General features: G+C 68.0%; 31 protein-coding genes and 3 pseudogenes. 13 read left to right on the forward strand and 21 right to left on the reverse strand.

Annotated features, from left to right (window positions below; all coding sequences use genetic code 11):
- Window positions 1-123: 123 nt before the first annotated feature.
- Window positions 124-1334 (forward strand): annotated as a pseudogene (locus AB0C27_RS20730) (RNA-guided endonuclease TnpB family protein); the annotation flags it as partial.
- A gap of 15 nt (window positions 1335-1349) precedes the next feature.
- Here AB0C27_RS20730 and AB0C27_RS20735 read toward each other — a convergent pair.
- From AB0C27_RS20735 to AB0C27_RS20770, 8 genes are all read right to left on the reverse strand, one after another.
- On the reverse strand, window positions 1350-2417 hold the full coding sequence (locus AB0C27_RS20735; protein WP_357846225.1) for a glucose-1-phosphate thymidylyltransferase: 1068 nt from the start codon (window positions 2415-2417) through the stop codon (window positions 1350-1352).
- Between the two features lie 2 nt (window positions 2418-2419).
- Window positions 2420-3874, reverse strand: a complete 1455-nt coding sequence (locus AB0C27_RS20740; protein ID WP_357846227.1) for a sugar transferase — start codon at window positions 3872-3874, stop codon at window positions 2420-2422.
- Between the two features lie 310 nt (window positions 3875-4184).
- Complete coding sequence (locus AB0C27_RS20745; RefSeq protein WP_106246263.1) at window positions 4185-4535, reverse strand: hypothetical protein; 351 nt, start codon at window positions 4533-4535, stop codon at window positions 4185-4187.
- A 57-nt stretch (window positions 4536-4592) separates the two neighbouring features.
- The gene (locus AB0C27_RS20750) at window positions 4593-5237 is read right to left on the reverse strand and encodes a GntR family transcriptional regulator (protein WP_357846229.1); all 645 of its coding nucleotides are present in this window, start codon (window positions 5235-5237) and stop codon (window positions 4593-4595) included.
- Window positions 5234-6106, reverse strand: coding sequence for an EamA family transporter (locus AB0C27_RS20755; protein WP_357846232.1), 873 nt, complete (start codon window positions 6104-6106; stop codon window positions 5234-5236). Before AB0C27_RS20755 ends, AB0C27_RS20750 begins: the two co-directional genes overlap by 4 nt.
- A gap of 33 nt (window positions 6107-6139) precedes the next feature.
- Entirely contained in the window at window positions 6140-6523 is a 384-nt protein-coding gene (locus AB0C27_RS20760; protein ID WP_357846234.1) for a hypothetical protein, read from the reverse strand.
- 70 nt (window positions 6524-6593) lie between these two features.
- Entirely contained in the window at window positions 6594-7121 is a 528-nt protein-coding gene (locus tag AB0C27_RS20765; RefSeq protein WP_357846236.1) for a GNAT family N-acetyltransferase, read from the reverse strand.
- A gap of 11 nt (window positions 7122-7132) precedes the next feature.
- Window positions 7133-7504 carry an MmcQ/YjbR family DNA-binding protein gene (locus AB0C27_RS20770; RefSeq protein ID WP_357846238.1) on the reverse strand — a complete coding sequence of 124 codons (372 nt, stop codon included), beginning with the start codon at window positions 7502-7504 and terminating at the stop codon, window positions 7133-7135.
- A gap of 106 nt (window positions 7505-7610) precedes the next feature.
- Between AB0C27_RS20770 and AB0C27_RS20775 the strand changes: the two genes are divergently transcribed.
- Genes AB0C27_RS20775 through AB0C27_RS20785 form a run of 3 tightly spaced genes read left to right on the forward strand, consistent with a single transcriptional unit; the run spans window position 7611 to window position 9637 of the window.
- Window positions 7611-8357: a hypothetical protein gene (locus tag AB0C27_RS20775; protein ID WP_357846240.1), complete on the forward strand. Its 747-nt coding sequence runs from the start codon at window positions 7611-7613 to the stop codon at window positions 8355-8357.
- Window positions 8279-8947 carry a DUF4166 domain-containing protein gene (locus AB0C27_RS20780; RefSeq protein ID WP_357846242.1) on the forward strand — a complete coding sequence of 223 codons (669 nt, stop codon included), beginning with the start codon at window positions 8279-8281 and terminating at the stop codon, window positions 8945-8947. The genes AB0C27_RS20775 and AB0C27_RS20780 overlap by 79 nt, the downstream gene beginning before the upstream one ends.
- A gap of 27 nt (window positions 8948-8974) precedes the next feature.
- Window positions 8975-9637 (forward strand): TetR/AcrR family transcriptional regulator, encoded by a 663-nt coding sequence (locus AB0C27_RS20785; protein ID WP_357846244.1) that lies wholly within the window; start codon window positions 8975-8977, stop codon window positions 9635-9637.
- Here AB0C27_RS20785 and AB0C27_RS20790 read toward each other — a convergent pair.
- The 4 genes from AB0C27_RS20790 to AB0C27_RS20805 all read right to left on the reverse strand — a co-directional run bounded on the left by AB0C27_RS20790 (window position 9582) and on the right by AB0C27_RS20805 (window position 12727).
- Entirely contained in the window at window positions 9582-10001 is a 420-nt protein-coding gene (locus AB0C27_RS20790; RefSeq protein WP_346101004.1) for a VOC family protein, read from the reverse strand. The two genes, AB0C27_RS20785 and AB0C27_RS20790, sit on opposite strands and share 56 nt — an antisense overlap.
- A 143-nt stretch (window positions 10002-10144) precedes the next feature.
- On the reverse strand, window positions 10145-10882 hold the full coding sequence (locus AB0C27_RS20795; RefSeq protein WP_357846247.1) for a polysaccharide deacetylase family protein: 738 nt from the start codon (window positions 10880-10882) through the stop codon (window positions 10145-10147).
- Window positions 10883-10963: 81 nt separating this feature from the next.
- Window positions 10964-11890, reverse strand: a complete 927-nt coding sequence (locus AB0C27_RS20800) for an MBL fold metallo-hydrolase (RefSeq protein ID WP_357846249.1) — start codon at window positions 11888-11890, stop codon at window positions 10964-10966.
- A 150-nt stretch (window positions 11891-12040) separates the two neighbouring features.
- Entirely contained in the window at window positions 12041-12727 is a 687-nt protein-coding gene (locus AB0C27_RS20805; RefSeq protein WP_357846251.1) for a hypothetical protein, read from the reverse strand.
- Window positions 12728-12785: 58 nt separating this feature from the next.
- On the opposite strand from AB0C27_RS20805, the gene AB0C27_RS20810 reads away from it, so the two are divergent.
- The 6 genes and pseudogenes from AB0C27_RS20810 to AB0C27_RS20835 all read left to right on the forward strand — a co-directional run bounded on the left by AB0C27_RS20810 (window position 12786) and on the right by AB0C27_RS20835 (window position 16609).
- Window positions 12786-13538, forward strand: coding sequence for a MerR family transcriptional regulator (locus tag AB0C27_RS20810; RefSeq protein ID WP_357846253.1), 753 nt, complete (start codon window positions 12786-12788; stop codon window positions 13536-13538).
- Between the two features lie 305 nt (window positions 13539-13843).
- Window positions 13844-13945: pseudogene (locus AB0C27_RS20815) on the forward strand (XRE family transcriptional regulator); the annotation flags it as partial.
- 8 nt (window positions 13946-13953) lie between these two features.
- On the forward strand, window positions 13954-14721 hold the full coding sequence (locus AB0C27_RS20820) for a DUF5753 domain-containing protein (RefSeq protein WP_357846255.1): 768 nt from the start codon (window positions 13954-13956) through the stop codon (window positions 14719-14721).
- Window positions 14722-14955: 234 nt separating this feature from the next.
- Window positions 14956-15411, forward strand: a complete 456-nt coding sequence (locus AB0C27_RS20825; RefSeq protein WP_357846257.1) for an SMI1/KNR4 family protein — start codon at window positions 14956-14958, stop codon at window positions 15409-15411.
- 152 nt (window positions 15412-15563) lie between these two features.
- Window positions 15564-15932 carry a metalloregulator ArsR/SmtB family transcription factor gene (locus AB0C27_RS20830; RefSeq protein ID WP_357846259.1) on the forward strand — a complete coding sequence of 123 codons (369 nt, stop codon included), beginning with the start codon at window positions 15564-15566 and terminating at the stop codon, window positions 15930-15932.
- Window positions 15932-16609, forward strand: coding sequence for a cation transporter (locus AB0C27_RS20835; protein ID WP_357846261.1), 678 nt, complete (start codon window positions 15932-15934; stop codon window positions 16607-16609). Before AB0C27_RS20830 ends, AB0C27_RS20835 begins: the two co-directional genes overlap by 1 nt.
- 81 nt (window positions 16610-16690) lie before the next feature.
- On the opposite strand, the gene AB0C27_RS20840 is transcribed toward AB0C27_RS20835, so the two are convergent.
- On the reverse strand, window positions 16691-17245 hold the full coding sequence (locus AB0C27_RS20840; protein ID WP_357846263.1) for a PIN domain-containing protein: 555 nt from the start codon (window positions 17243-17245) through the stop codon (window positions 16691-16693).
- 3 nt (window positions 17246-17248) lie between these two features.
- Window positions 17249-17704 carry a helix-turn-helix domain-containing protein gene (locus AB0C27_RS20845; protein WP_357846265.1) on the reverse strand — a complete coding sequence of 152 codons (456 nt, stop codon included), beginning with the start codon at window positions 17702-17704 and terminating at the stop codon, window positions 17249-17251.
- Between the two features lie 207 nt (window positions 17705-17911).
- On the opposite strand from AB0C27_RS20845, the pseudogene AB0C27_RS20850 reads away from it, so the two are divergent.
- Together AB0C27_RS20850 and AB0C27_RS20855 are read left to right on the forward strand one after the other, a co-directional pair.
- Window positions 17912-18196 (forward strand): annotated as a pseudogene (locus AB0C27_RS20850) (cobalt transporter); the annotation flags it as partial.
- Between the two features lie 89 nt (window positions 18197-18285).
- Window positions 18286-19074 carry a hypothetical protein gene (locus AB0C27_RS20855; protein WP_357846267.1) on the forward strand — a complete coding sequence of 263 codons (789 nt, stop codon included), beginning with the start codon at window positions 18286-18288 and terminating at the stop codon, window positions 19072-19074.
- 458 nt (window positions 19075-19532) lie between these two features.
- Here AB0C27_RS20855 and AB0C27_RS20860 read toward each other — a convergent pair whose 3' ends face one another.
- Both AB0C27_RS20860 and AB0C27_RS20865 read right to left on the reverse strand, forming a co-directional pair.
- Window positions 19533-19823: a hypothetical protein gene (locus AB0C27_RS20860; RefSeq protein ID WP_357846269.1), complete on the reverse strand. Its 291-nt coding sequence runs from the start codon at window positions 19821-19823 to the stop codon at window positions 19533-19535.
- Window positions 19824-20049: 226 nt separating this feature from the next.
- Window positions 20050-20616, reverse strand: coding sequence for a helix-turn-helix domain-containing protein (locus AB0C27_RS20865; RefSeq protein ID WP_357846271.1), 567 nt, complete (start codon window positions 20614-20616; stop codon window positions 20050-20052).
- A 106-nt stretch (window positions 20617-20722) separates the two neighbouring features.
- On the opposite strand from AB0C27_RS20865, the gene AB0C27_RS20870 reads away from it, so the two are divergent.
- Window positions 20723-21679, forward strand: coding sequence for an NADP-dependent oxidoreductase (locus AB0C27_RS20870; protein ID WP_357846273.1), 957 nt, complete (start codon window positions 20723-20725; stop codon window positions 21677-21679).
- Window positions 21680-21948: 269 nt separating this feature from the next.
- Here AB0C27_RS20870 and AB0C27_RS20875 read toward each other — a convergent pair whose 3' ends face one another.
- The 5 genes from AB0C27_RS20875 to AB0C27_RS20895 all read right to left on the reverse strand — a co-directional run bounded on the left by AB0C27_RS20875 (window position 21949) and on the right by AB0C27_RS20895 (window position 25733).
- Window positions 21949-22170, reverse strand: a complete 222-nt coding sequence (locus tag AB0C27_RS20875) for a hypothetical protein (RefSeq protein ID WP_357846275.1) — start codon at window positions 22168-22170, stop codon at window positions 21949-21951.
- A gap of 169 nt (window positions 22171-22339) precedes the next feature.
- Window positions 22340-22513, reverse strand: a complete 174-nt coding sequence (locus AB0C27_RS20880; RefSeq protein WP_357846277.1) for a hypothetical protein — start codon at window positions 22511-22513, stop codon at window positions 22340-22342.
- A gap of 211 nt (window positions 22514-22724) precedes the next feature.
- Window positions 22725-23675, reverse strand: coding sequence for a mannose-6-phosphate isomerase (locus AB0C27_RS20885; RefSeq protein ID WP_357846279.1), 951 nt, complete (start codon window positions 23673-23675; stop codon window positions 22725-22727).
- Entirely contained in the window at window positions 23672-24868 is a 1197-nt protein-coding gene (locus AB0C27_RS20890) for an ADP-dependent glucokinase/phosphofructokinase (RefSeq protein ID WP_357846281.1), read from the reverse strand. The genes AB0C27_RS20885 and AB0C27_RS20890 overlap by 4 nt, the downstream gene beginning before the upstream one ends.
- Before the next feature lies 1 nt (window position 24869).
- Window positions 24870-25733 (reverse strand): ketose-bisphosphate aldolase, encoded by an 864-nt coding sequence (locus tag AB0C27_RS20895; RefSeq protein ID WP_357846283.1) that lies wholly within the window; start codon window positions 25731-25733, stop codon window positions 24870-24872.
- Window positions 25734-25742: the final 9 nt, after the last annotated feature.

A 25742-nucleotide genomic window follows, 5' to 3' on the forward strand; every position in this document is an offset into this window, starting at 1 on the left:
TTCAGGCGGAGGAGGAACCGGACCGCTGCGGAGCAGGGCAGGAACAGGCGATTCGCCGCCAGCCGAACCGCCATATCGAACAAGCACGCGAATTCCCCTTGATCGTTCGATACGATGGGCGACGTGGCGCAGATCGTGAAGCGGGCTTACAGATACCGCTTCTACCCGACCCCCGAGCAAGCCTCGAAGCTGGCCCGGACGTTCGGCTGCGTCCGCCTCGTCTACAACAAAGCCCTCGAAGAGCGCACCCGCGCCTACACTCAGGAAGGCAGGCGGGTCTCCTACGCCGAGTCGTCGGCGATGCTCACCGAGTGGAAGCGCAGTGGCGAGTTCGCCTTTCTGTGCGAGGTGTCGTCGGTCCCTCTTCAGCAGGCGTTGCGGCATCTGCAGGCGGGGTTTGCGAACTTCTTCGCCAAACGCGCCAAGTACCCGACGTTCAAGTCCCGCAAGAAGTCGCGGGCGTCGGCGGAGTACACCCGCTCGGCGTTCCGCTGGCGCGACGGTGAGTTGACGCTGGCGAAGATGGACGCGCCTTTGGAGATCGTGTGGTCGCGTCCGCTGCCGGAAGGCGCACAGCCGTCCACGGTGACGGTGTCGAAGGACTCTGCGGGGCGCTGGTTCGTGTCGATCCTGGTGGAGGAGACGATCGCCCCGCTCGCTCCGGCAGAGCGGGCGATGGGCGTGGACGCGGGCATCACGGTGCTGGCCACCCTGTCCACCGGCGAGAAGATCGTCAACCCCCGGCACGAGCGCCGCGACCGGCGCAAGCTGGCCAAAGCCCAGCGGGCGCTGGCCCGCAAGGAGAAAGGCAGCGCCAACCGGGCCAAGGCCCGGCTCAAGGTGGCCAAGGTGTACGCCCGCATCGCCGACCGCAGGACAGACCACCTGCACAAGGTCACCACACGGCTTGTTCGCGAGAACCAAGCGATCGCCGTGGAAGACCTGACCGTCCGCACCATGGTTCGCAATCACTCGCTGGCCCGCGCCATCTCGGACGCGGCCTGGCGACAGTTGCGGTCGATGCTGGAGTACAAAGCGCGCTGGTACGGGCGCACGCTGGTGACGGTGAACCGCTGGTTCCCCTCCTCCAGGCTGTGCTCGGCCTGCGGCGCCGTGCGAGAGAAGATGCCGCTGAACGTCCGGATGTGGCAGTGCGCCTGCGGCACGGTCCACGACCGGGACGTCAACGCGGCCAGGAACGTGCTCGCCGCCGGGCTGGCGGAGAGCTGAAACGCCTGTGGAGCCGGTGTAAGACCTCAACGAGACCCCTCTCGGGCGGGCGACCGGCGGTGAAGCAGGAAGGCCCATGGGCGACCGTGGGAATCCCCCTCCTTCAGGAGGGGCGGATGTCAAGAACTGATCTGTACCTGGCTGTGATCGCCCAGTACGAGACGGTGGGCTTTGGGCGTGTTGGGAGCCGACGTGATCTCGACGTCGTGTCCGATCAGCGACGACTCGATCCGGCCGACCCCGGCGATGGAGGCTCTGGGCAGCACGATCGAGTACTCGATCTCGCTGCCGGTGATGGCGCAGGAGGCCCCGATCGAGGTGTACGGGCCGACGTAGCTGTCCTGGATCCTGGCGCCGGCGCCGACGATGGCCGGGCCCACGACGCGGGAGCGCTCGACCACGGCGCCCGGCTCGATCGCGACCCGGCCGATGAGCTCGCTGACCGCGTCCACCCGGCCCTGGACCAGGGGCTCGACCGATTCGAGCACCAGCCGGTTGACCTCCAGCATGTCGGCGACGTTGCCGGTGTCCTTCCAGTAGCCGGAGATGATCGAGGACTCGACGCGCAGCCCGGCCTCGATCAGCCACTGGATCGCGTCGGTGATCTCCAGCTCGCCCCGCCACGACGGCTTGAGTTCGGCCACCGCCTTGTGGACGGCCGGGCCGAACAGGTAGACGCCGACCAGCGCCAGATCGCTCTTGGGCCGGGCGGGCTTCTCCTCCAGACCGGCCACGCGCCCCTCCGCGTCCAGCTCGGCGACCCCGAACTGCCGCGGGTCGGCGACCTTGGTGAGCATGATCTGAGCCGCCGGCCGTTCCCTGGCGAACCGCTCCACCAAGTCGTTGATGCCGCCCACGATGAAGTTGTCGCCCAGGTACATGACGAAGTCCTCGTCGCCCAGGTAGTCGCGGGCGATCAGCACGGCGTGGGCCAGCCCGAGCGGCGCCTGCTGGCGCAGGTAGGTGGCCTGCAGCCCGAACGCCGAGCCGTCGCCCACCGCCGCCTCGATCTCGGCGTGGGTGTCGCCCACCACCAGGCCCAGCTCCGTGATCCCGGCCGCGGCGATGGCCTCAAGGCCGTAGAACAGGACCGGTTTGTTGGCGACCGGGACCAGTTGCTTGGCCGAGGTGTGCGTGATGGGTCGTAGCCGTGTGCCCGACCCCCCGGCGAGCACGAGTGCTTTCACCGCTAGTACGCCCCTTCTCCACGGGTGACGACGGACCAGGTCTTCCAGAGGATCTGCAGGTCGAGGATGAGCGACCAGTTCTCCACGTAACGCAGATCGAGGCGGACGGACTCCTCCCAGGTCAGGTCGGAGCGTCCGCTGACCTGCCACAACCCGGTCATGCCCGGCTTGACGACGAGGCGGCGGCGGACGTCGGCGCCGTATTTGCCCACCTCTTCGGGCAGCGGGGGGCGGGGGCCGACGAGGGACATCTCGCCGCGCAGGACGTTGAGCAGCTGGGGCAGCTCGTCGAGGGAGTATTTCCGCAGGAATGCGCCTACCCGAGTGATCCTTGGATCGTTCCGAATTTTGAACAGCACGCCGTCGAACTCGTTGTCGTCGAGGAGGCCGCCTTTGAGCCTTTCGGCATCCACCACCATCGTACGAAATTTCACGACACGGAACTCTTTGCCGTCTTTGCCGACCCGTACCTGGTAGAACAGGGCTCCCCCAGGGCTGGTCAGCCGGATCACCAGCGCCAGCACCAGCAGCGGCAGCGCCAGGACCAGCAGCGCGATCCCCGCGACCAGCCGGTCGAACACGGCCTTCACGAACTGCCGCATGCCGTTGAACTCGGGATGCTCCACGTGCAGCAGCGGCATCCCCGCGACCGGCCTGATGCTGATGCGCGGCCCGGCCACGTCGAGCAGGGCCGGGGCCACGAACAGATCCGTGCGCGCCGTCTCCAGGCTCCAGGCCAGCCGGCGCAGCGCGGCCCCGTCGAGCTCGGGGCAGGCCAGCACGGCCACCGCGTCGGCCCGTTCCCGCTCCACCACGCTCGCCACGTCGCCGAACGACCCCAGCACCGGAATGCCGTCCAGGTCCACGTCCATCGCGTTCTCAGGAAGGCAGGCTCCCACCACCCGCATTCCGTGATAAGGCTGGCGCCTGAACTGCATCACCAGGTCGAGGATCGACTCCCGGTGCCCGACCGCGATCACCTGGCGCATGTATTCGCCCACCGCTCTCCTTCGGTGGAGCCGTTTGCGCATGCGATAGCGGTAGTAGAGCGTGGCCAGCAGCGCGAGCGGCAACATGGCCATCACGAAGCTTCGCGCGATCACCGTCTGCGTGGCGTAGGCCATGATCGCGACGGCGGCCATCAGCCCGACGCCGCCGTTGAACACCGCCTTGAACTCCTCCGTTCCCTCGCCGTTGGCGCGCTGGCGGTACGCGCCGCCCATCATGAGCGCGAGCGGCCAGGCGACGACGAGGCCGAAGCCCAGCACGAACTCGGCCGCGGGAATGTAGGCGCCGGCGATCAGCCGCACACCCAGCACGCACACGCAGGCGAACAGCGCGCACATCGTGTCCCCGGATAACAGGAGCCGTAGGTACGCACGCGTCCAGATGCTCGACGCGCGGCGCGGTACGGCCTCGAGGAGCACGACGGCGGACTCCCCAGTCCCCACCCTCATAACACCATCCTGACAACTCTGTGCACCGCGATAACCGGACGTTCCTTGAGCCTCATGGGTTGACAGCTCCCACGAACAACAAGGGCGGCGGCCCCCACTAAAGAGTAAAGATCGATTCCGACCCGGGAAATACCATCAAATGTCCACAATCGGACGATTGATGGGTGGGCGAAGGGCTTGACGGAACGATCCATCAGTGGCAGCAGTACGCAGGTGGAATGCGAGTTTTGCCAGGAGATTTCGGGAGGTTACCGTTATGCGAAACGGCTAGGCGTACGCGGGATCACGGCTCGTCGTCCTCCGGATGAGGCTAGTCGTACTCCAGATCGGGAAGCGCCGACGGCGGGTCCGGGCTGCGCCAGACGACCACGACCCCGTCGTGCGCGGAGTCGCTCGCCACCGTCAGCCGATCGAGGTCGAAATCGGGCAGATAACGCAGGCGGGCCAGGAACGTGGCGTCCGTGGCCGAGCGCGGCACGACGCAGCCCTCGCCGTCGCGGTCGAGCAGGATGTAGAGGACGTCTTCCCCGGCTTCGGTGACGACACGGACCTCCACCACGTCCTCCCAGGCGAGGGCTTCGACGCTACCGTCCGCGTAGTGACGAGTGACGCCCTCTTCCGTGACATACACGTAGGAGTCCGGCATCGGATTGCCGTGCATGGCCGCGATTCTTGCGAGTTACGGGGCAGTACCGCAAGGGTTCGCGCTCATTGGCGCTCACGCGGGGCCCGGGAGACGCTCCTCGCCGCCCCAGGAGTGGCTGAGATGGGCCGCCACCGCCGCCCGCGCGGCCTCCTCGGGCCCGTTCGCGATGGCCTCCAGCAACTCGCGGTGCTCGCGGACGAGCACGTCCCTGTCCTTGTAGACGGCACGCAGCCGGACCAGCCCGAGCCTGGTCTCGACGGCCAGCGCGCCGTAGAGCCGCTCCAGCCGCGGGCTGCCGACCGCCTCGATGAGCGCCTGGTGCAGCGCCATGTGCTCGCCCACCATCTCCGACCAGGGCGCGTCGGCGGGCAGCGCGGCCATCCGGTCGAGCGCGGCCTGCGCCCCCGCCACCGTCCGGCCGGCCAGGGCCTGCGCCATCAGGTCCTCCAGGGGGCGGCGCACGTACATGAGATCTTCGAGGTCCGAAAGCGTCACCTCGGGGACATGAGCGCTGCGGTTGCGCTCGCGCCGCAGCACCCCCTCATTGACCAGGACCGCCAGGGCCTCGCGGACGGTCGGTCTGGCCACGCGGTAGGCCGCGGCGATCTCCTGCTCGGGCAGCGCGGTGCCGGGCGCGATCTCGCCGGACAACACCCTGCCGCGCAGGGCGTCGGCGAGCGCTCCCACGGTGGAGACGGGTCTGAGGGGCAAGGTCACGGCTGCGACTCTAGCTGCATTTCCGGTGTACGTTCCGGTACGGCCACAGCCACCAAACTAAGACCCAGCAGGACAAGCCCGGCGATCGACACCAGAGTCAGCCGCTCACCCAGCACCACCAGGCCGAGCAGCGCGGCGACGGCCGGCTCGGCCAGGGCCAGCGTGGCGGCCGTGGCCACGGGGGTGGTGCGCAGGCCGCGGCCGTACAGGAAGTAGGACAGGGCGGTGGTCCCGAGCCCGAGGTAGAGCACGGCGGCCAGGGCGCCGGGCGAGGCGATCCAGCCGGTGCCGCTGATCACCAGCACCGGCAGCATGATCAGCGCGGCTCCGCCGAACATGACCCCCATCACCGCGTTGGACTCACCGCCCTGGCCGATCGCCCGCGCCGCCGTGACCGCGTAGAACGCGTAGAGCAGCCCACCCAACAACGCGAACAGAATCCCCGACACCACCTGCGTTCCCGCCTGGATGTCGCCGCCGATGATCAGTGCCGCGCAGCCGCAGACGGCGGCGGTGGTGGCCGCGGTCCAGCGCCCGCTCGGGCGGCGGCCGTGCAGCAGCCACGACAGCAGCCCGGTGAACACCGGCCCGCTGCCGATCGCGACGACGGTCCCGATCGCGACCCCGGTACGGCTCACGGCGGCGAAGAAGCAGAGCTGGTAGGCGGCCACCGCCACCGCGCCGAGCAGCAGCCCAGGGCTGAGCGTGCGGCGCAGCCCGGCCCCGGCCAGCAGGGCGAGCGCCACGCCGCCGATCACCAGCCGCGCGGCGGCCAGGGCCACGGAGTCGGCGCTGACGAGCAGGCCGGCCGTGCCCGCCGTGCCCCAGAGCACGGAGGCGCCGACGACGGCGAGCGGTCCATTCCTCATGTACCCATTGTCAGACAACCAGACACCGTTCGTCTAGTTGTCCGACAATTCTTCGAGCAGTCCGTCGATCACCCGCGCCGCCGGAGCCGTCACCTCCCCCGCGTAGTCGTCGAACACCGCCAGCCCGTCCTGGATCGTCTCCACACTCTTGCGCGGCAGCTCCAACAGCGGCTCACCCTCCGCGTCGATGCCGCCGTCCACGTGGAAGACGTCGCCGGCGGTCACGATGGACACCTCGAAGCGCACCTCGCGGCCGTCGGGCAGGGTGAAGACGGTGCCGACGCGGACGCCGGCCGGCGGGAGGAAAAGGGTGAAGCGCTCACTCCTGGCGAAGGGGTGGCGTAAGTCCGCGAGAATCTCCGACGCCCGCCCCAGTGCCGCCAGCAGCCCGGCCGCGGCCAGACTCGCGCTGTCCATTTCGCAAAGGGTAGTTCAGCCCCACCCACCCTGACCAGGCCACGCCCTCCCCGCACGTCCCGGTTGTCGATCAATCCGTGACGAGGCGGGCGTGCCGTTCGACGTCGTAACGGATGCCGTCGTAACAGATCTTGCTCCGCTCGATCCCCTCGGGCAGGAAGCCCGCCTTGGTGGCCACCCGGCAGGAGGCCGGATTGTTCGTCCGGTGGCCCAGCTCCAGCCGATACAGCCCGCGCTCCTCGAACGCCCACCGGGCCAGTAACTCGGTGGCCGCCGCCGCGACCCCTTTCCCCCTGGCCTCGGGCACCACCCAGTAGGACACCCAGCCGTTGTCGTTGCCGTCGATCCGGTCCACCGCGACGTTGCCGACGACCTGCTCCCCCACCGTCACCGCGAAGGCGTGGCCGACACCGGACCAGGCGGCGATCCAGCCCGCGGCGTCCTGGAGGGTGAGCACGGGCAGCGGCGCCTGCGGCCGCAGATCGGGGGCCCGGAAGGCACGCAGCACGACGGGCGCGTCCGCCTCGGACCAGGGTCGTAGCCGGACCGGCGCGTCACCGTCGAACCAGGGACGCGGCCGTACGTTCACAGAAGTCACGTTGTCCGAGATTACGGCGCTTGCACCTTCTGCCCGATCGGGTGGGTCGCCTCGAACTCCTCGACGAGCGGCGTGGGCGCGGTCAGGCACCAGGCCTCGGCCATGAGCTCGAACAGCTCGTCGGCGTCGATCCGATCGAGATGCACCACCACCCAGCCGAACCGCCCCGCCGTGAACTGCACCTCGAACACCTCGGGCCGCTCACTGACGAGCGCGATCTGCTCCTCGATCGTCGCCTTGAGCCCGACGGTCTCGGTGGCCTCCCACAGGTAGCCGAACCCCTTGCCGTGCACCTTGAACGCGACCCACTCGCCGCCGTGGCCCTGCTTGACCTCGGGCAGCTCTTTCAGCAACTCCAGGAACTCATCGACGCTCACACCCATGCCGCCTGTGTACCAGAAGCGACCGACACTTCGAAGCCACTTGAGCGACTGCTCAAATCGCCGTACTCTGCCTTAAGCGTCCGCTCAACTTCCCGGCGGTGTCAGCATGCGCGTGTACGTCGAGACCCTGATCAAGGCCGACCTGGAGGAGGTGTGGCAGGCCACCCAGGACCTGTCCCAGCACCAGCGCTGGGACCTGCGCTTCGGCCGGATCCAGGCCCTGCCGGGCGGCCGGCTGCGCTACACGACACTCGGCGTCTCCGGCACGGCCGTCGCCACCCAGAGCCGCCACCACACAAAAGGCACCACCGGAAACAGCGCTGGAATCACCACCGGGACCCGTACCGAAAACCGCGCCGGCGGCCGCACCTCCGCGCTCCGGTTCGGCTCGGCGCACCCGCTCTCGCCCATCCGCTCGGGCTCCGGCTACTGGCGCTACCTCCCCGCCCCCGACGGCGGTGTCCGTTTCCTCACCGGCTACCGCTACCGCCCGAACGTCCTGCCCGCCCGCCTGATGTGGTGGGCCACGGCCTGGTCGTTCGACCGGCTGCGCCTGTGGCTGGAGACCGGCAGAACCCCCGAACGCCTCCTGCGCCAAGCCCTCGCCGAGGCCACCCTGCGCACGGCCGCCGTCGCACTGGCCGCCTGCGTACTGCCGCCCCTCGCCGCCCTGGCGGCAGCCGCGCTCGCCCTCGCCATCCCGCCCCTCCCCACCACACCGGCGGCCCGCCGCTGCCTACGCCGCCCCCCGCAAGGAAACGGAGCGACCACACCATGCCCTCGATCTTCGAACGCGCGCTCGGCCCCGACTTCTCCCGCCTCCACCCCCAGCTCCAGCGCCGCTTCCGGGTAGGCCTGGACAGCGGCGAGGCCTGCGTCGGCACCGGCGTCATGCACCGCGTCTGGAACGCCGGCCTCGTCGTCCAGCCGTTCCTGGCCCTCGGCCGCCGCCGCAACATCCTGGTGGCGGAGACCGGCCACGATCTCCCGTTCCGGATCGAGAACTATCCGTACGCCGACTCGTACGGACGCGAGACCGTGACCTTCGTCCGCACCTTCCCGCACAGCCGCTTCGACGCCACGATGATCTACGACGAGACCCGGGCGCAGGTGCTCGACTACCTGGGCAGTCACCAGCACATCGCGGCCCCGCTCTCGCTCACCGTGGACGACCGCGGCGGCCTGATCATCCGCTCCGGCCGCCAGCGCCTGCTGGAGGGCCCGCTCGCCGTCCACATCCCGTCCGCCGCCACCGGCACCGCCGTCGTCACCGAGCACTACGACGAACGGATCGAGCGCTTCAGGATCGCGGTGACCGTCTCCAACCCCCTGCTCGGCCGGATCTTCGGCTACTGGGGCACCTTCACCGCCGCGTACGTGGACGTCGCCGAGCACGGCGTGCCCGCTAGCGTTAGGCCGAGACGGGAGGACGCCCGTCGCTGACCCGTCCCGACAAGCCCGGGGAACCTGGTGGCCGACACACGTACCAAGCTGCTCGACGCGGCGCTCGAAACGCTCAAGAAGCAGGGGATGGCCGGCGTCTCCGCCCGTACGATCGCCACCGCGGCCGGCGTCAACCAGGCCCTCGTCTTCTACCACTTCGGCAGCGTCGACCAGCTGCTCGCCGCCGCCGTCGAACGCGGCTGCGAGCAGCGCATGGTCCTCTACCGCGACCGCTTCGCCGCCGTGACGACCCTGCGCGAGCTGCTCGACCTCGGCCGCGCGATCCACGAGGAGGAGCGCGCCGAGGGCAGCGTCGCGGCGCTGGCCCAGCTGCTGGCCGGCAGCCAGACCGACAGCAAGCTCGCCCCGGCGGTGGTCGGCGGGCTGAACCTGTGGATCGGCGAGGTGGAGCAGGCGCTCGGCAGGGTGCTGGCGACCTCGCCACTGGCCGAGTTCGCGGACGTGTCGGGCCTGGCCAAGGCGACGGCGGCGGCGTTCGTCGGGCTGGAGCTGTACGAGGGCGTCGACACCGACGGCGCCGCCCAGGCCCTGGACGCGCTTGAGGAGCTGGCGGTGCTGGTGACGGCCCTTGAGGACATGGGCCCGATGGTCCGCCGGGTCGTCCGTGCCCGGCTCACTCGTAGTATCGGACCTCGATCACGTTCCCATCGGGATCAGGAAAGTAAATAGTCTCCGGTGCGATTCCGCGGGCGCCGAAGGAATTGGTTCTGGTTCCGGTGACCTCCACGTCGTGCCGCTTCAGCCGTACCTGGAGCGCGTCGAAGTCCTCTTCGTTCACGGCCAGGCAGAAATGGTTCAACGGATGCCCGGCGCTGCCCCGTACACCGGTTCCCTCGTCCACGCCGCGCATGGCGTCATAGGACATCAGGTCGAGAATGGTGTCGGGCGAGATCCGCACGCTCGGAAAAGGCGCCGTCCCATGGCGGAACTGGTCGGCCCTGACTCCGGGGAGCCCGACCACCTGCTCGTAGAACTGCAGGGATAAGAGCTGATCGGAGACCCAGCAGACGAGGTGGTCCAGGCGTGCGCGCATTCAAGCACCTCCGTTTTCTCTCCAATATCGGCTGTACGAATCGCCATGTCCACCTGGCCACCCGTAAGAAAAACGGATTCAACGCCGGAACACGCTGAATTTTCCCGTCGGCGGCGGCCTTGACGGGTGTCATGAACGGCGGGTCAGCGCTGTCGCAGGGCGAGCAGTTCGGAGACGGTGACGAACCTGTATCCCTGCTCGCGCAGCTCGGTGACCAGCCCCACGATGGACTCACGGGTGGGGGCGCCGCCGGCGTACCAGGGATGCAGCAGGATGATCGATCCCGGCCTGACCTCGTCGCGCACGGTCGTGACGATCTCGGCCGCCGTGGGGGTGGTGCCCGAGTCCGGCTCGATGTCCCACATGACCGTGTGCCGCTGGTGCTCGGACAGGTAGAGCGGCAGGCTCAGCAGCTTCTTGCCGGTCGGCGGGCGGAACACGATCTCGCCCTGCTGCCCGGCCGCGCGGATGACCCGGTCGGTACGTTCGATCTCGTCGGCCACGGTGGACTTCGAGACGAAGACCATGCGCCGGTGGCTGTAGGTGTGGTTGGCGAGCTGGTGCCCCGCGTCCACCAGCGCCTTCGTCAGCCGGGGATGGGCCTCGACCTGAGAGCCGACGACGAAGAACGTCGCGTGCACCCGCTGCTCGGCGAGCAGGTCGATGATCTCACGCGTGTGCTCGTCGGGCCCGTCGTCGAAGGTCAGGGCGACGACCTTCTCGTTCGTCTCCACGCGGTCGGTCAGCTCTCCCGCGAGCTGGAAACTTCGGGCGTTCATCAGCTGGTAGAGACCCGTGGCGGACAGGAGGACGACGACCGGGAGGAGCGCGAGCAGCAGCTTGACCCCTCGCCGGCGTACGGTCGTTGCGGCTGTCTTCATGGGTGATCATGGAACCACGAGCGGCGGGCGCAGGTGGCCTCTTTGCCCACGGAGACGGACCTTCGCCCGCACGGGGGCGGGTCAGCGCTGGTGCTGCTCGGGCAGATAGCCTTCGCCGTGCGCCCAGACCATCACATTCGCGACACCCTCCCGCTCGAAGAAGTCGAGCACCTCCCGGTCCGAGTGACGCAAGCTGAAATGGGTCAGCACGAAGAGATTGTCCGGATGCGCGATGACGTACGGCTTGAGCTCGCTCCACACCGTGTGCCCCACGCGCCGCGCCCGATCGAGCTCGGCGTCGTCCAGATAGGTGCACTCCGTGATGATCGCCGGATATTCGGACAGCCACCCGCCACGTCCGAGCGCACTCGCGTGCGTGTCGCCGAGATAGGCGAACAACGGCCGCCGAACCTCCCGATCGACCGCCTCTCCCCGCTTCCTCCTGCCCGCGACCTCCCGGCCGAACGCGCCCGGATCCAGCCTCTCCTTCAACGCCTCGATCTCCGGCAGGAGGGCCCGCCGGTTCTCGGCGACGCCGTACCCGACGCTGGGCACCTTGTGCTCGGTCTCCAGCACCCGTACCGTGTGCGACCCGTTCCGGCCGAAGCGGAACTCCGCACCGGGCCGCACACCGTGCACCCGCGCCCCCGCCGCCCGGGCCGGCTCGAAGGCGGCGGCCTGGTTGAGCTCGGTCGTGGCGCGCAGATAGTCCCGTACGTACGGCAGCACCTGCTCGGGCACGTACATGTCGACCCCGGTCGCCCGCGTGGCCAGGAAGTCGAGGTCCTTGGAGTGGTCGAGATGCGCGTGCGTCAGCAGCACCGTATCGACCTGCCGGCCTTCGGCCAGCCCCGCGTCGAGGGCCAGCTTCAGCTCCGGCACGTGGAAGAAGGTCTTGTCGTTGGCGCGCGAGTAGCCGGTGAGGGTCAGGGAGGCGCCCGGCATCCGCCACGTCTTCCACTGCCGGAACGGATGCCCACGCTCCAGCCGCTCAGGCCGCAAGATCATGGCGAGGAGAATAACCGCCCACCGGGGCCAGGCCCATCGCTTATCCGACCACGACACCGACCGGCACCAGCGGCCACGCTGGACAGCACCACCGGAGGTACGACCCACCCAGAGCGACTTCACCGGACATAGCACCCACCCACAGCGACTTCACCGGACATACCGCCCTCCCAGAACGGCGTACCAAACCATGACCGGCAGATGGAGCGCATACCCCAGCTGCTCCAGCCCCGCAGTTGGACCCTCCGTCCCAGTCGTCCACGGCAGAACGACGGCCGCCAGCCCGGAGAACGCAGCAACCACCCCGGCGACCCGCTGCCACCCCGGCATCGGCAACCCGGCGGCCCCGGCGAAGGTGGCCGCCACCCACAGCAGCCCCGCCAGATTGACCATCCACTTCGCGACGAGCAGCACGGCCATGGCCACGGTCCCGACAGCCGGTGCCGCCGGCCGACCAGCCAGTTGCGTGACCGCCAGATTCCCCGCGTCATGCAACACCCCCGCCAGCCCCGCCCCAGCCAGCAACCCGCCGCCCAACCACCCCAGACACGACCTCCACGCGCGAGCAGCCCGAACACCGGACACCAACTCAACCTGGGCCACTCCAGCCAACACCAGCCCAGCCGCAGCCAACCCCAACCACCCCACGACATCAAAGGCCAATTCCCCCAAATGCAGCCCGACATGCCCGCGTACCGCAACCAACACGGCACTTGAGTCGTACGGATTCAGGGTCAACCCCGATGGCACCACGAGGGCGGCACCGGCGACCATGGCAACCAGCGAGGTCAACAGCAGCACACCGGCGAGCCGGCGCCGAGGATTCGATTCGGTCATGAACCGGACGCTAAAACCCTGACGCGACGACAAGGTCAACCCACCAGGAGAGGCAATCATGTGGCGGATCGGCCAACTGGCCCGCATGGTCGGCGTATCCGAACGAACCCTGCGCCACTACGACAAGCTCGGCCTCCTGCTCCCCGCCGCGACCGACCGAGCAACCGGCTACCGCTGGTACGGCGTGAACGAGTTGTCCCGCCTCGAACGCATCCGCGGCCTCCAACACCTCGGCCTCCCCCTACGCCGAATCGCCGACCTCCTGGACGCCCCCGATCAGGACCTGAACCAGGCCCTGAAGGAGACCCTCGCGACCCTCCACCACGACATCGCAGCCCTCACCGCGACCGCGGCACACGCCGAAGACCACCTCACCACACCGATGTCGATCCTGCCCCAACAGAGCCAGGTAGCCCCGCGCCGTCTACGCGTCCACCGCATGACCCTCGACCACCCCACAGCCCTGTCAGCCCTCTGCCCACCACCCCCGGCAACCCTGCTGACCTGGCTCCAAGGACCCCCGACCGGCACCTTCACCGCCGCCCTGACCACGGACGACGCCACCGAACACCTCACCCTGCCGCGCCGCACGGTCGTACGAGCCGTCGTCCCTCCCGCAACGAGCGTGATCCGCGCCGGCCAGGACCTCTTCGCCTGGCTACACCGCCACCACCTCACCATCACCGGCCCCACCGTCGAGGAACACCTCATCGACGCCGACGGCACCCACGCCACCGTCCTGGAGATCCCCTGCACCCCCGCCACACCACCGACACCCCACCCTGAAACCAGGACAGCCCAGACGCGATAGGACGGCCAGCCCCACCGCCGCGACCACCCCCACCACCCCGTAACCCAGGGTCAGTCGACATCCGTACCGACGGCAGCAAAGGCAGCTGAGTAAACGGCCAGGATGCCGAGGTGAGAATGTGAGCAGCGGTCGTCGCCTGCCCCCGATTGATTGACGACGATGGAGGGATGGACTTAGAACGCGCCGTTTCACTGACGGGCTGATGGGCATTTTGGGGAGCGTGATTCCGACCGGGGACCGAAGACTCCCATCGGTTGCAGGTAGCACACTTGTAGACCTCGCTGTATGCGGAGAGTTAAGTAAAGATGTGCGCTGATCAAGGGCCGGTTGTCCATCGAGCCCTCTTAGCTTCAGAGCTGGTGCGCCTGCGCCAAGAGAAGAACCTGAAACAAGAAACAGTCGCCCGTGCGCTGGGTTGGTCGCCGTCCAAGCTGATCCGCATCGAGGGGACAGCGTCGGCATCTCCACCACAGACCTGCAGGCCCTGCTGCTCCGGTACGGCATCGCGGACGAAGATCCATTCACGGCCCGCCTCATCGAGCTGGCCAGGGGCGCCCGAGAACGCGGCTGGTGGAGTTCGTACAGCAGAGAGCTTTCCAGCGACCCCGCCTATCTCGCCTTTCTCGGATACGAGTACGGCGCCTCCAGGACCAAGCACTTCGGCCTCGCGGTGATGCCGGCGCTGCTGCAGACCGAGGACTACGCGAAGGCGCTGACCCGCCAATATGTGAGCGAAGAGCGGGCTGACATGCTGGTCACCGTACGCATGTTGCGCCAGGAGAAGCTGCTCGAACGAGACCCCTCACCGGAGCAGGCGTTCGTTCTCGACGAGGGCGTCATCCGCCGTCGCGTGGGCCGGAGCATCGATCCCAAGATCATGCCCAATCAGCTGAAGCATCTTTTGGAGCTTCAGTCCTCCCGCCCCTACTTGACGGTCCAAGTGATCCCTTTCGAGGTCGGCGCACACTTCGGCATGACCGGTAACTTCGTCGTACTGGAATTCGAGGGTGCACTCGGTCCCGTCCTGTATCTGGAGAACTCACGTGGCGGCGCACTCACCGTCACGGGCCGCGATCCGGAGATCGTCAACTACAACTCGGCGTTCGAGACGTTGCGAGAGACGGCGCTGACCCCAGAAGCGTCACGAGAGCTGATCGAGCGTGTCATTGCGGAAACGGATTAGCCGGTCATCCTTTAGTGTTCCCGCTGCGGCTCGATGGTGACGCGAGCTGATCTCTGACTGTCAGATCATACGGCCGGGAAAGTGCTGATGATGCAGGAGAGTAAGACACGCACGGGAATCCATGCGGGGGACTTCGCTTGACGGGCTTTCTTGGTTGCTCAGGTCGGCTATGAGTTGTGCCACGCCTGCCCGCCCAGTCGAAGCAAGCGGCTGAAGGCTGTATCTTCTCTCCAAATGTGCGCCCACTACGCTTGGCCGGAACGCTTCCCGGCGCGATATCCGGCGACCGGAGGTCCCGATCACCCGGCGGTCTCTCCACTCGGCGAGCCGTTTCCTCCGGCTGCCGAAGCGGAGGTCCGTGAGCTGGAAGAACGGCTGGGCGTGCAGCTGCCGCCGAGTTACCGACAGTTTCTCCTGTTCGCCAACGGGTGGGGCGGCGACGATGACTGCCGCCTGCTGCGAGTGGCAGAAATCGGCCGGCTCCGTGACGTCGACCCCATGATCGCCGAGATCTGGTCCCGCCCCAAGCCCGAGAACTCGTGGAGCGTGCCAACGGAGAACGGCAGCCTGCACGGCCGTACACTCGCCAGACACCCGGGCACCACCTCGGCCGCCTACACGCCGGACGGCGAGATGGCACTCCTGACCACCGACGGAAAGCTACGTCGGCCGGCCCGGCAACGTTGGTGATCAGATCATGCTCCACCCGAACCCACCGGACTCCACCCCCTACGCAGCCGCCACCACTCGACCCGAGCGCTAGGACTCGACCCAAACGCTTGAACACAACAGCATCCATCACCCACTGGCGATAAATCCCCAAATTGGACTAACATCGCCATATGACGATCAATAAGGACGCCGGCCGCTGCGTGTCCGCCAACATAGCCGCCGGCATCTCCCCAGCCGCAGCCCTGTTCCACTCCCTGTCCGACGAGACCCGGCTACGCATCGTCCAACGCCTGACCCACGGAGAGGCACGCGTCGTAGACCTCACCGCCGAACTCGGCCTGGCCCAGTCAACCGTCTCCAAGCACCTGGCCTGCCTGCGCGACTGCGGGCTGGTCGACTACCGGGCCGAAGGACGTCAGTCGTTCTACTCCCTGACCCGCCCAGAGCTGATGGACCTCCTCGCCTCCGCCGAGCACCTGCTGTCGGCCACCGGACATACCATCATCTTGCGCCCGATCACGGCCGGCGAGAGACCCTGATGACCGCCCTCCCCCTGGGCCCGGCCCCTGCCCGCCGCACCATCCTGCGCCGCCGAATCCGCCTCCTCGTCGCCGCGACCATCGCCTACAACGTGATCGAGGCCGCCGTCGCCATCACCGCAGGAACCGTCGCCTCCTCAGCCGCTCTCATCGGCTTCGGACTGGACTCCATCGTCGAAGTCGCCTCCGCCGCCGCCGTGGCCTGGCAGTTCTCCGCCACTGACCACGAGCGCCGCGAGAGGGCAGCGCTACGGGTCATCGCCCTGTCCTTCTTCGCCCTGGCGGCCTATGTCACCTTCGACGCCCTACGCGCCCTGCTGGGCACCGGGACAGCCGAGCACTCCACCCCCGGCCTGCTCCTGGCCGCACTCAGCCTCGGCATCATGCCGTTCCTCTCGTACGCCCAACGGCGCGCAGGCCGCGAACTCGGCTCCGCCTCGGCGGTCGCCGACTCCAAGCAGACCCTCCTGTGCACGTACCTGTCGGGCGTCCTGCTCGCCGGCCTCGCCCTCAACAGCCTCTTCGGCTGGTCCTGGGCCGACCCCGTCGCGGCCCTGGCCATCGCCGCCGTAGCCGTCAAGGAAGGCCGCGCAGCCTGGCACGGAGACACCTGCTGCACTCCCCCGACGGCCACCCCCGAGCACAACCAGAGCGACCCCTGCTGCCGCACCGACTGAGAACACGGCCTGCTGGATGGGTCGCTTCAGTTCTGACGGTAGAAGAGGGGCAGGTCGACTCGGAATCAGTTCGGCAGGGTTTCAGCCGGCTCTAAGAGCAGCGACCGCCTCAACGAGGCCGGCCGCCTCCAAAGCGTCGAGCACATCATCAACGGTCTCCGGCGGACTGCTCCGTGAGTCCGCGATCTGCTGCACACAAGCCCAGACAACTCGTCCGTCCAGGTCGATCTGATCCAGTACGAAATCGTCCGGCGACTTTGCGTTGATATCCCATGGAGCCAAGTAGTCAGCAGGAAAGTCCTTGAGATTCGAGGTGACGATGGTCTCCGCACCCACCTTGATCGCCGCAGCCAGCACATGGCGGTCATCCGGGTCGAAAAGCTTCAACCCTTCTATCAGCGGCTCGTACCCTTCGACGAGGCAGTCTCGGACCGCGGAGTTCATCAGGCAGCGGAGCTTGCCGAGCTTCTCCACAGGAATGTCGGGCCGGTTGGCGGCAAGGTTGCGCTGCATCTCGTCCAGGATCCGGTTGGTCCACTTGGCTTGCACCCGCCCGGTCATGGCGAGGCGGATGAGCAGGTCGCGCAGGGCGTTGCCATAGAGCACGTTCGCGTCGTAGACCGCTACGAATGTCATTGCTCAGATGCCCAGCTCTTGCCCCAGCGCAGCGAGCTGATCGGCTGAGCTCCGGCGTTTGGCGTCATCGCGGCGCTTGTATTCCTGGAGATCCTCGTACTTGATTCGTCGATGCTTGCCGATCAACCGGAAGGGGATCTCGCCCGTCTCCAGAAGCTTGATCACGTAGGGGCGTGAGACGTTCAGCATGTCCGCCGCTTGCTGCGTCGTCAGCTCAGCGTGCGACGGAATGACCGTGACTCCTCGTCCTTCTGCTGCTTGGGCGAGGATGAAAGCAAGCAGACTCACGGCTTCGCGAGGCAGGATCAGCGGATCCTCACCCCCGTGCTCACCGGCGACTCGAACGGTCGACTGCTCGGGGTACCGCATCAGGTAGTCCTTGATCCGGCGCACTGCGCGACCGGCGACCTCGGCGTCGATGCTCCCGGGCTGAACTCGCTTGGCCTGCACGTCCGTCATGACGTCACCCCCTCTTCGCAGTATCCGCAACAAACGAAATAAACGCAAGCGCAATCGCTTGCAGCTTCGGTCACGGCCGGGTCGCGTACCGCCGCCCTTACGCTGACCGCAGAGGACCGAAGCGCAGTGTCCAGGGCGAGACTCACCAGATGCGCAAGCAGCATCAACAGGTACGAAGACGCCCAACCCAAAACCGCTGTCCTGCGCCTCTCGTACGCCCAACGGCGCGCGGGCCGCGAACTCGGCTCCGCCTCCACAGTCGCCGACTCCGAGCAAACCCTCCTGTGCACGTACCTGTCGGGCGTCCTGCTCGCCGGCCTCGCCCTCAACAGCCTCTTCGGCTGGTCCTGGGCCGACCCCGTCGCGGCCCTGGCCATCGCCGCCGTAGCCGTCAAGGAAGGCCGCGCAGCCTGGCACGGAGACACCTGCTGCACTCCCCCGACGGCCACCCCCGAGCACAACCAGAGCGACCCCTGCTGCCGCACCGACTGAGAACACGGCCGGCCGGGTGGCCGCTTCAGTTCTGACCGTAAAGGGCGGGCAGGTCGACGAGGCGGAGCTCGGATGACGATGCCGCCGCCGTGCCCCACGCGGGCGGGCAGTCCGCCAAGGAGATCGGGTTCGGCGTGATGCAAGGCCCAGTCGCGGCAGACCTGTTCGAAGTGAGGGCCGAGGACATTGCTGACGAAACGGCGGCGGCTGGCTTGCCAGACTCGATTCGCGCTGCCGGGCCGTTCCAACTGGTCCCAGACGGGCCGCATGATCGCGTGGTAGAAGGCGATCAGCGGTTCCGCGATGCGGTAAGTCGGGCGGTTCTCCCGGAAGACATCGGCGTCTCTGTGGAGCAGCCCAGCGTCTTCGAGGACATTGATCGGGTGTGCGATATCCGTCGCCTTGCGTTCGAGATAACCGGCCATGCCACCGCGAGTGGTGTTCCCATCGGCCACCGCTCCCAGGACGGACAGGTACAGAGTGGTGTCGCGGAGGTCCGGTTCCTCAGCAAGGAGATAACGCGCCTCGCGAAAGAGAGGCGTCTCTGGATTGAGGACCGTACGGACGACCCAGTCATCGAAATCCGCCAGGTCCGCCGGGGAGTCGCCGCGGGCGAACTCACGCCTGTAAGCGGGCGTACCACCGACGATCGAATTGACCATGAAAGCCAGACGCGGATCGGCGATCTCCCAGAACTCGGCGGCCAGGCGATGATCGAGCGGGCGAACGACCAGTTCCAGACCGGACCGACCGCGCAGCGGCGCATTGCCCGCCAGCAGCTTGCCCATGAAGGACAGGGCGGAACCGCAGAGCAGAAGTCTCGTCCTGGAGGCGGTTCGCTGATCGCGCAATGGCCTGAAAGCCTCCTGAAGCAGTGACGGTAGCTCGGGGTTGGCTTTGGCCAGGTACGGAAATTCGTCGATCACCACGGGCAGCGGCCGCTCGGAGCCGAGCGCGAGGAGTGCGTCGATGGCTTCGGACCAATGGGCGAAGTGATGAGGGGTCGCGGGGCGTGAATATTCGGTGAGCGCGGCACTGATGCGACGAAGCGACTCGGCATCAGCGGCCTCGGTCGCGCCGAAGTAGAACCCTCCGGCTGCCCGGCACGCGGCATCGAGCAGGAAGGTCTTCCCCTGACGTCGGCGTCCGGAGACCACGCCCAAGGTGGCGCCGGGCTGCGGGTCGGTGATGAACCTGCTCAGCGCTGACCACTCGTACTCACGGTCGAAGATCTCGACTGGCTTGTCCATCGACTGCCTCCGATAGAGAAGTACAGTTCTATTAACTGTACTTCCCTATTCGACCGCAGGGCCGTGAAGGCGACGTCGGACACGGTTCACTCATCGTCCGGGATTGCTGACAGCGACTCTCGCGTCTGCCCGAAAGCGGCAAGCACCTCGTCGAACGAGACCCGCTCCCCCGTATCCGTGACCGAGCGGGCGAGCACCAGCGCCGGATCGCGCAGATCGGCCGCCGCCTCCTCCAGCTCGTTGAGCCGCATCTGCCGCACTGCCCGATCGAGTTCAAAGGCGAGACGAGCCGCATCGTACGCCTCAGCCGTTCCGGGCTCGGACAGTCGTCGATCACGGAGACCAGCCCAATCGGTCCGCTCGGTCCGCTCGGTCACCGCGACTCCTCATCCACCGAGTGCGCCTCGTCCCTACAACGAGACAACGCTCGTCGCGCCCGGTCCACTTCTAGATCTTCCTTCATACGCGTCGGCACCGCTGGTTGAGCGCCCTTCATCTCGCGCGGCGAATCGGGTTCAGGCTGCGGGAGCGCACATCACAGGTCAGGCTACAAACGTCAACCGATCATCAGTGGTCACCGCACTGGCCGCCCCGATCTCGGGCTCACGCCGGCCGGGCGGTGGGGCGGAGGCCGTCCATCAGGAGGTCCAGCAGGCGACCGGCCTTGGCTTCGTGCTCGCGCCGAGGCGCCACCGTGAAGATGCCGATGAGCGAGGCGGCGATGTCTTCGGCGGTGACGTCGGAGCGGAGGTCGCCCGCCGCGCGACCGGCGTCGAGGATCGTGGTGATGGCCGCCAGCAGCTCGTCCCGAGTCTGCGCGTGGGCGATCTCGCCCGCCTCGATCATCGCGAGCAGCGTGTCGAGCATGCCGTTCTTGGTGGCGATCCAGTCCCCGAACAGGTCCATCCAGCGCCGCATCGCCGCGGCCGGGGGCAGCCGGTCGAGCAGCTCGCGGGCGCCGGTCGTCAGCCGTACGACCTGGTCCCGGTAGACCGCGTCGACCAGCGACTCGCGGGTCGGGAAGTGCCGGTAGAGCGTGGCGATGCCGACCCCGGCCTCGCGGGCGATCGCGCGCATCGACGGCTCGGCGTCGGCCGACATGAACGCGCGGGTCGCCACCGCGAGCAACTGGTCGCGGTTGCGGGCTGCGTCCGCCCGTGGGGCACGCATCTCCTCGTCGGCCAAAACGGATCACGCTCCGGTTATGTTAAGGTCATCTATAGAAACGGAGCATAGTCCGTTTTGGCGGGCGTTCCCTCCAAGGAGACAGACGTACATGCAGGAACAGAGCACGCAACAGCCGGCGGGCAGGAGCAGGGCGGTCCGGCTCGACGCGTTCGGCGGCCCCGAAGTTCTGGACGTCCATGAAGTTCCCGTTCCGCAGGCCGGCCCGGGACAGGTCCGTGTACGGGTCACCGCGGCCGGCCTGAACCCGATGGACTGGATCATGACCGCCGACGCGGACACCGCCACCAGGTTCGGCCTGAGCCTCCCGGCCGGGTTCGGGACCGACTACGCGGGAGTGGTCGACCGGCTCGGTGACGGGGTGACCGGATTCGCGCCCGGCGACCGGGTGTTCGGGGGCGCGCTGTCCCGCGCGGTCGCCGACTTCGTGGTGATCGACCTGGACGAGAGGATCGCGGCGAATGAGGCCCACCACACTCCCGACGGCGTCGACGACCGCACCGCCGCCACCCTCACGATCGCCGGCCGTACGGCCTCCGCCGCCCTCGCCGTGGTCGACCTCGGCCCGGACGACACCGTGCTGATCGGCGGCGCGGCGGGCGGGGTCGGGGTGTTCGCCGTCCAGCTGGCCCGGATCGCAGGAGCGCGGGTGATCGGGACGGGATCGGCCACCTCATCCGACTTCCTGCGTGACCTCGGCGCCGAGCCGGTCCCCTACGGCGACGGCCTGGCCGACCGGGTCCGCGCCCTCGCTCCCGACGGCGTCACCGCCGCCATCGACCTGCACGGGACGGAGACGGTGCACGCGGCAAGGAAACTCGGTGTCCAGGACGACCGCATCTGCACCATCGCCGCGCAGGTCGACGGCGTACCGGCAGCCAACGGCGCGAACGCCACCCCCGGCGCCCTGGAAGAGATCGCCCGGTTGGTCGCGGCGGGCCGGCTCCGGGTGCCGATCGCGGCCAGCTTCCCGATCGAGGAGATCCGCCGCGCGGCCGAACTCCAGGCCGGCCGGCACGTGCACGGCAAGGTCGTGATCGACCTCTAGCTCAAGGCCGTCGTGACGATGAACGCGAGGTCATTGTCACCGATCAGGCGAGGACGGCCTCCCGCCCGCTGAGGGCTCTGGGCGGCCAAGATAGGAATCAGGTGGCCGAGCCCGTCAAAGCTCGCAGGTTGAGCGACGACGAAGGCCCAGACCGACGGGGCAGACGACGCCCGGGCCGCCGATACCGCAGTACCCGTGCGGCACTTTGAAGAGGTACTGCTGGTGGTAGCGGTCCACTCCAAGTATCGAGCGACCCCGCACAGGCCGTGTCAGACCCCGATCACCTGCACGGTCTTCCCGCACAGTTTCCTCATGTCGTCCTCGTCAGAGGTGAGGACGATGACCGGCCGGATCGAGCGGAGCGCGGTAGCCGCCACCACCGCGTCAACGGCGTACTTGTGACCGTGCAGGCGAGCATCGCGAAGCAGTTCGATCGCCAGCGCTGATATGTCCTCGTTACCGGCTCGATCCTCAGCCGGGACAGGTGCCACCTGAGGCGATCACTCTTCACGCGGACGTCCTGCGCCTCGATCGGCGTCATCGCACTTACGACAACCCTGAAGTCGTTGTCCTGACCCTCCCGTACGAACGCCGTCACTCTCTGATCGGCTTCGCACCACTTCACGAGCCCCTCGCAGCCGAGAACGACGGTGCCCGCGCTCAACCGGCTTCGGGCGCGCGCCATCCGTCCTTCTCTTGGAGTTCAGGCGCGGACTTCACGCGGCGGAACAACTCCGCCGCCTCATCACGCAAAGCCTGCGGGATCGGCCCGGAAGCAGCCTCGTTGGCCTGCAGGGCCTCCTCCAAGAGGTCCCGCTCGATCTGGCGCTCCACGGCAGCGTCAACGTAGGCCGAGAACCCGCGGGCTCCGACTCGCTCGCGGACGGCGCGAATGTTGCCCGCGCTCAAAGAGACGCTGACCTTGGCGGCCGGGCCGTCTCCCCGGCGCGTAGTCTCGCTCAGGCATGCTCATAGGTTCAGTTCACTACTCGAAGTAGCAAACCTCCTGTACGAGCTGCCGGTGATGGCAGAAGCGCTGTGGCGGTCAGGCGGACGCCGAGAGACGGATCACCTCGACCTGGCCGTCCAGAAGGACCGGGCCGGCGGCGTACGGAACCAGCAGCGTGTCTCCCCGCCGGAGCGACAGGTCGTCCCTTTCGCCGATCAGCCTGCCCTCACCGGCCACCACGACCAGCACGCTGAAGCCACGCTCCAGGCGTTCGCCGCCATACAGGCGGTGGACGGCGAAGAACTCGTCCGCAGCCTCGGGCAGCAGTCGCGCTGGAGTACCGCGGAGTTCGTCGAGGCGTGCTGGCGTCCAGGCGCCGCGGTCGACGCACTGCAGCGCCAGGTCGTAGCCGAGGCCGAGGTGGCCGCCGGCGAGGCCGAAGCCTTCGTACTCCAGCAGCACCGAGAAGTCGGTCGGCTCCTGGACCTCGACCAGCAGGATGCCGTCGCCGATCGCGTGCGGAAGCCCGGCCGGGCAGAGGATCGCGTCGCCGGCCGCGACCGGGATTTGGTTGGTGGCGGCGAGCATCGCCTCAGTCTTCTGCCCGTCCACCCAGCCGGCCAGCTCGGCGGCCTCCACGTCACGGGCGAAACCCAGATGGACGTACGCGCCGGGCCGCGCGGAGACGATCACCCATGCCTCGGTCTTCCCGTACGGCGAGGCGAGGTGCGCGGTGGCGAAGCGGCGGTCAGGGTGCACATGTAAGGGCAGCCGCTGGCCGGCGTCGAGCAGCTTCACCAGCACGCCGGTGTCGGCGCGTTCCGGACCGAGCCACCAGCGCGGGTCCGCGGCGATCGCCTCGGCCAGCACGCGGCCGTCGGCCAGGGTGGACAGCCCGGATGGGGCGAGCCCGAACCTGGAGGTCACCGAGCCCACCCAGTCCTCCGGGCGGTCGGGCAGCCCCGGCACGTCGCGGAACTCGGCGATCCGGCCGGCGCCGCGATAGAACGTCTCGGGCTGGTTCGCAGGCAGTACCTCGACGGTCATCGATGTCCCTTCAGGGCCAGCTCGGCGAGGAAGCCGCCGACGAACGTGTCGCCGAGCCCGACGGTGGTGGGATTCCGGACGTCGAGTGCGAAGCCGGGGACGCAGTCGACAGTCGCCCCCATGCGCGAGCGCAGCGCCGCCGCGAAGGCGACGGACTCGGGCCGCCGGGCCAGCCGGCGCACCCGCTCGACGTCCTCCTCGCTGAATTCGTCGCCGTGGCAGTAGCGGGTGGCGGCCATGACCGTGCCGGTGTCGAGGGCGTCGGCGTAACCGCCTGCGCCGAGCGCCGCAGCCCAGTACTTCGTGTGCAGCACCAGCGTCGGCACCGGGATGAGCGCGTGCACCGCCGTGAGGGCCTGCGCGACATCCTCGGCCGAGAGCAGGTCGACCGGGCGCCCGATGTGCGACTGCAGCTCGTCCTCGTTCAGTCCGTACACGTTGATCTCGTCGAGCAGCGCATCCCGGACCCGGCGGCTGAAGGCGGGCTCGTGGTATGCCGCGTCCTCGAAGTAGGCCACCGCCCCGTACGGCAGCTGCCGCATGTGCTCTTTCAGGGAGGCGAGCCTCTCGTCGAGCTCCGCCTGATCGCGCATGGCGTTGAATCCGGAGATCAGGAAGATGTCCGCCTTCCGCAACCGGTCGCCGAGATCGTCGGTGAGCAGCATGGCGGCGTTCGCCGGGTCGTTGACGTAGATCAGGCGGTTCGGGAACGGCGCGACGATGTCGATGTCGCTTGCCCGGACCCGCAGGCCCTTGTCGTACTGGACGATCAGGTGCGGATAGAAGGTCTCCCCGACACCGCTGTTGATGTACTCGCAGTTCGCCGGCAGCAGCCGGCGGAAGGTGTCGTTGACGCTGACCAGGTGCAGCGTGGACGGCACGCCGAGCCGGCTCATCACGATCCCGGCCCGCACCGAGGTGCCGCCCAGAGTTTCCCGATGCGGAGACCGGTTCGCGAAGGTCGACAGCGCTGGGGCGGAGGCGACGAAGTGTTCGCCGCCTCCGCCCCGGGCGACGTACCCGAGGATCGACACCACGAGGTCCCGCTCACTGGTCACCGTGGCCGGCGACGCCAGTTCCGCGGCCACGATGCCGTAGTCGGCGACAAGCTGTTCCAGGACACCGGCGGTCAGCTTCAACTCGTGGTCGACGCAACCGCCGAGGCCCAGGATTATCCGGGACGCGTCGGCCATGTCAGTAGAGCGAGCCCTTACCGGCAGCGCCGAACAGCTCGATCTTCTGGGCGGCGACCACCTTCATGGCCTCGATGCAGGCGGGCTGGATGGCGTTCGGCTCGCGCACCTTCCGGTCGCTGCCCAGCACCTCGCGCATCTTGTCGTGGTAGGCGACCTTGATATCGGTGGAGATGTTGATCTTGTTGATGCCGATTCGCGCCGCCTCGCGGATCTCGTCGTCCGGGTTGCCGGAGCCGCCGTGCAGCACCAGGGGGATCTGCACCCGGCTCTTGATCTCCTTGAGCAGATCGAGCTTCAGCTCCGGCTTGAGGTGGGCCGGGTAGAGGCCGTGGAACGTCCCGATCGCGACGGCGAGGCTGTCCGCGCCGGTCTGCTCGACGAACGTGACCGCGTCGTCAGGGTCGGTGTAGATGATCTCGGCGGCGCCCGCCTCGGCGTAGCTGTCGTTTCCGCCGATCGTGCCGAGCTCGCCCTCCACCGACACTCCGAGAACGTGCGCGGAGTCGGTGACCTTCTTGGTGATCGCGATGTTCTCCTCGAACGGCTTCAGCGACCCGTCGATCATCACGGAGGTGAAGCCGTACTGGATCGCCTGCAGGATCTGCTCATAGGTGGCGCCGTGGTCCCAGTGGATCGCGATCGGGACGCTCGAGTGGTGCGACCGCTCGACGATGCCGGTGATCATCTCGCGGCCGATGTGCCGAACCTCGTCCGGGTGGATCCCGACGATCAGGGGGGCGTTCGTCTCCTCGCTGATCTCAACGATCCCCTTGAACATCGCCCAGTCGCTGATGTTGAAGGCGGGCACGGCGAAGCTGTGTTCGTTGGCGACGTCCAGGATCGCCTTGCCGGTCGTCAGCATTTGTGCGTT

This window comes from Nonomuraea sp. NPDC048882 (genome assembly GCF_040649755.1).
In the GTDB taxonomy this organism is placed as follows: Bacteria; Actinomycetota; Actinomycetes; order Streptosporangiales; family Streptosporangiaceae; genus Nonomuraea; species Nonomuraea maheshkhaliensis.

Bases quoted from the DNA above. Each gene is read 5' to 3' on its own strand.
- AB0C27_RS20740 (WP_357846227.1), bottom strand. From the start codon at position 3,874: ATGAGGGTGGGGACTGGGGAGTCCGCCGTCGTGCTCCTCGAGGCCGTA.
- AB0C27_RS20745 (WP_106246263.1), bottom strand. From the start codon at position 4,535: ATGCACGGCAATCCGATGCCGGACTCCTACGTGTATGTCACGGAAGAG.
- AB0C27_RS20755 (WP_357846232.1), bottom strand. From the start codon at position 6,106: ATGAGGAATGGACCGCTCGCCGTCGTCGGCGCCTCCGTGCTCTGGGGC.
- AB0C27_RS20760 (WP_357846234.1), bottom strand. From the start codon at position 6,523: ATGGACAGCGCGAGTCTGGCCGCGGCCGGGCTGCTGGCGGCACTGGGG.
- AB0C27_RS20770 (WP_357846238.1), bottom strand. From the start codon at position 7,504: ATGGGTGTGAGCGTCGATGAGTTCCTGGAGTTGCTGAAAGAGCTGCCC.
- AB0C27_RS20775 (WP_357846240.1), top strand. From the start codon at position 7,611: ATGCGCGTGTACGTCGAGACCCTGATCAAGGCCGACCTGGAGGAGGTG.
- AB0C27_RS20780 (WP_357846242.1), top strand. From the start codon at position 8,279: ATGCCCTCGATCTTCGAACGCGCGCTCGGCCCCGACTTCTCCCGCCTC.
- AB0C27_RS20790 (WP_346101004.1), bottom strand. From the start codon at position 10,001: ATGCGCGCACGCCTGGACCACCTCGTCTGCTGGGTCTCCGATCAGCTC.
- AB0C27_RS20795 (WP_357846247.1), bottom strand. From the start codon at position 10,882: ATGAAGACAGCCGCAACGACCGTACGCCGGCGAGGGGTCAAGCTGCTG.
- AB0C27_RS20800 (WP_357846249.1), bottom strand. From the start codon at position 11,890: ATGATCTTGCGGCCTGAGCGGCTGGAGCGTGGGCATCCGTTCCGGCAG.
- AB0C27_RS20805 (WP_357846251.1), bottom strand. From the start codon at position 12,727: ATGACCGAATCGAATCCTCGGCGCCGGCTCGCCGGTGTGCTGCTGTTG.
- AB0C27_RS20810 (WP_357846253.1), top strand. From the start codon at position 12,786: ATGTGGCGGATCGGCCAACTGGCCCGCATGGTCGGCGTATCCGAACGA.
- AB0C27_RS20825 (WP_357846257.1), top strand. From the start codon at position 14,956: ATGTGCGCCCACTACGCTTGGCCGGAACGCTTCCCGGCGCGATATCCG.
- AB0C27_RS20830 (WP_357846259.1), top strand. From the start codon at position 15,564: ATGACGATCAATAAGGACGCCGGCCGCTGCGTGTCCGCCAACATAGCC.
- AB0C27_RS20835 (WP_357846261.1), top strand. From the start codon at position 15,932: ATGACCGCCCTCCCCCTGGGCCCGGCCCCTGCCCGCCGCACCATCCTG.
- AB0C27_RS20840 (WP_357846263.1), bottom strand. From the start codon at position 17,245: ATGACATTCGTAGCGGTCTACGACGCGAACGTGCTCTATGGCAACGCC.
- AB0C27_RS20845 (WP_357846265.1), bottom strand. From the start codon at position 17,704: ATGACGGACGTGCAGGCCAAGCGAGTTCAGCCCGGGAGCATCGACGCC.
- AB0C27_RS20865 (WP_357846271.1), bottom strand. From the start codon at position 20,616: ATGCGTGCCCCACGGGCGGACGCAGCCCGCAACCGCGACCAGTTGCTC.
- AB0C27_RS20870 (WP_357846273.1), top strand. From the start codon at position 20,723: ATGCAGGAACAGAGCACGCAACAGCCGGCGGGCAGGAGCAGGGCGGTC.
- AB0C27_RS20885 (WP_357846279.1), bottom strand. From the start codon at position 23,675: ATGACCGTCGAGGTACTGCCTGCGAACCAGCCCGAGACGTTCTATCGC.
- AB0C27_RS20890 (WP_357846281.1), bottom strand. From the start codon at position 24,868: ATGGCCGACGCGTCCCGGATAATCCTGGGCCTCGGCGGTTGCGTCGAC.
- AB0C27_RS20895 (WP_357846283.1), bottom strand. From the start codon at position 25,733: ATGCTGACGACCGGCAAGGCGATCCTGGACGTCGCCAACGAACACAGC.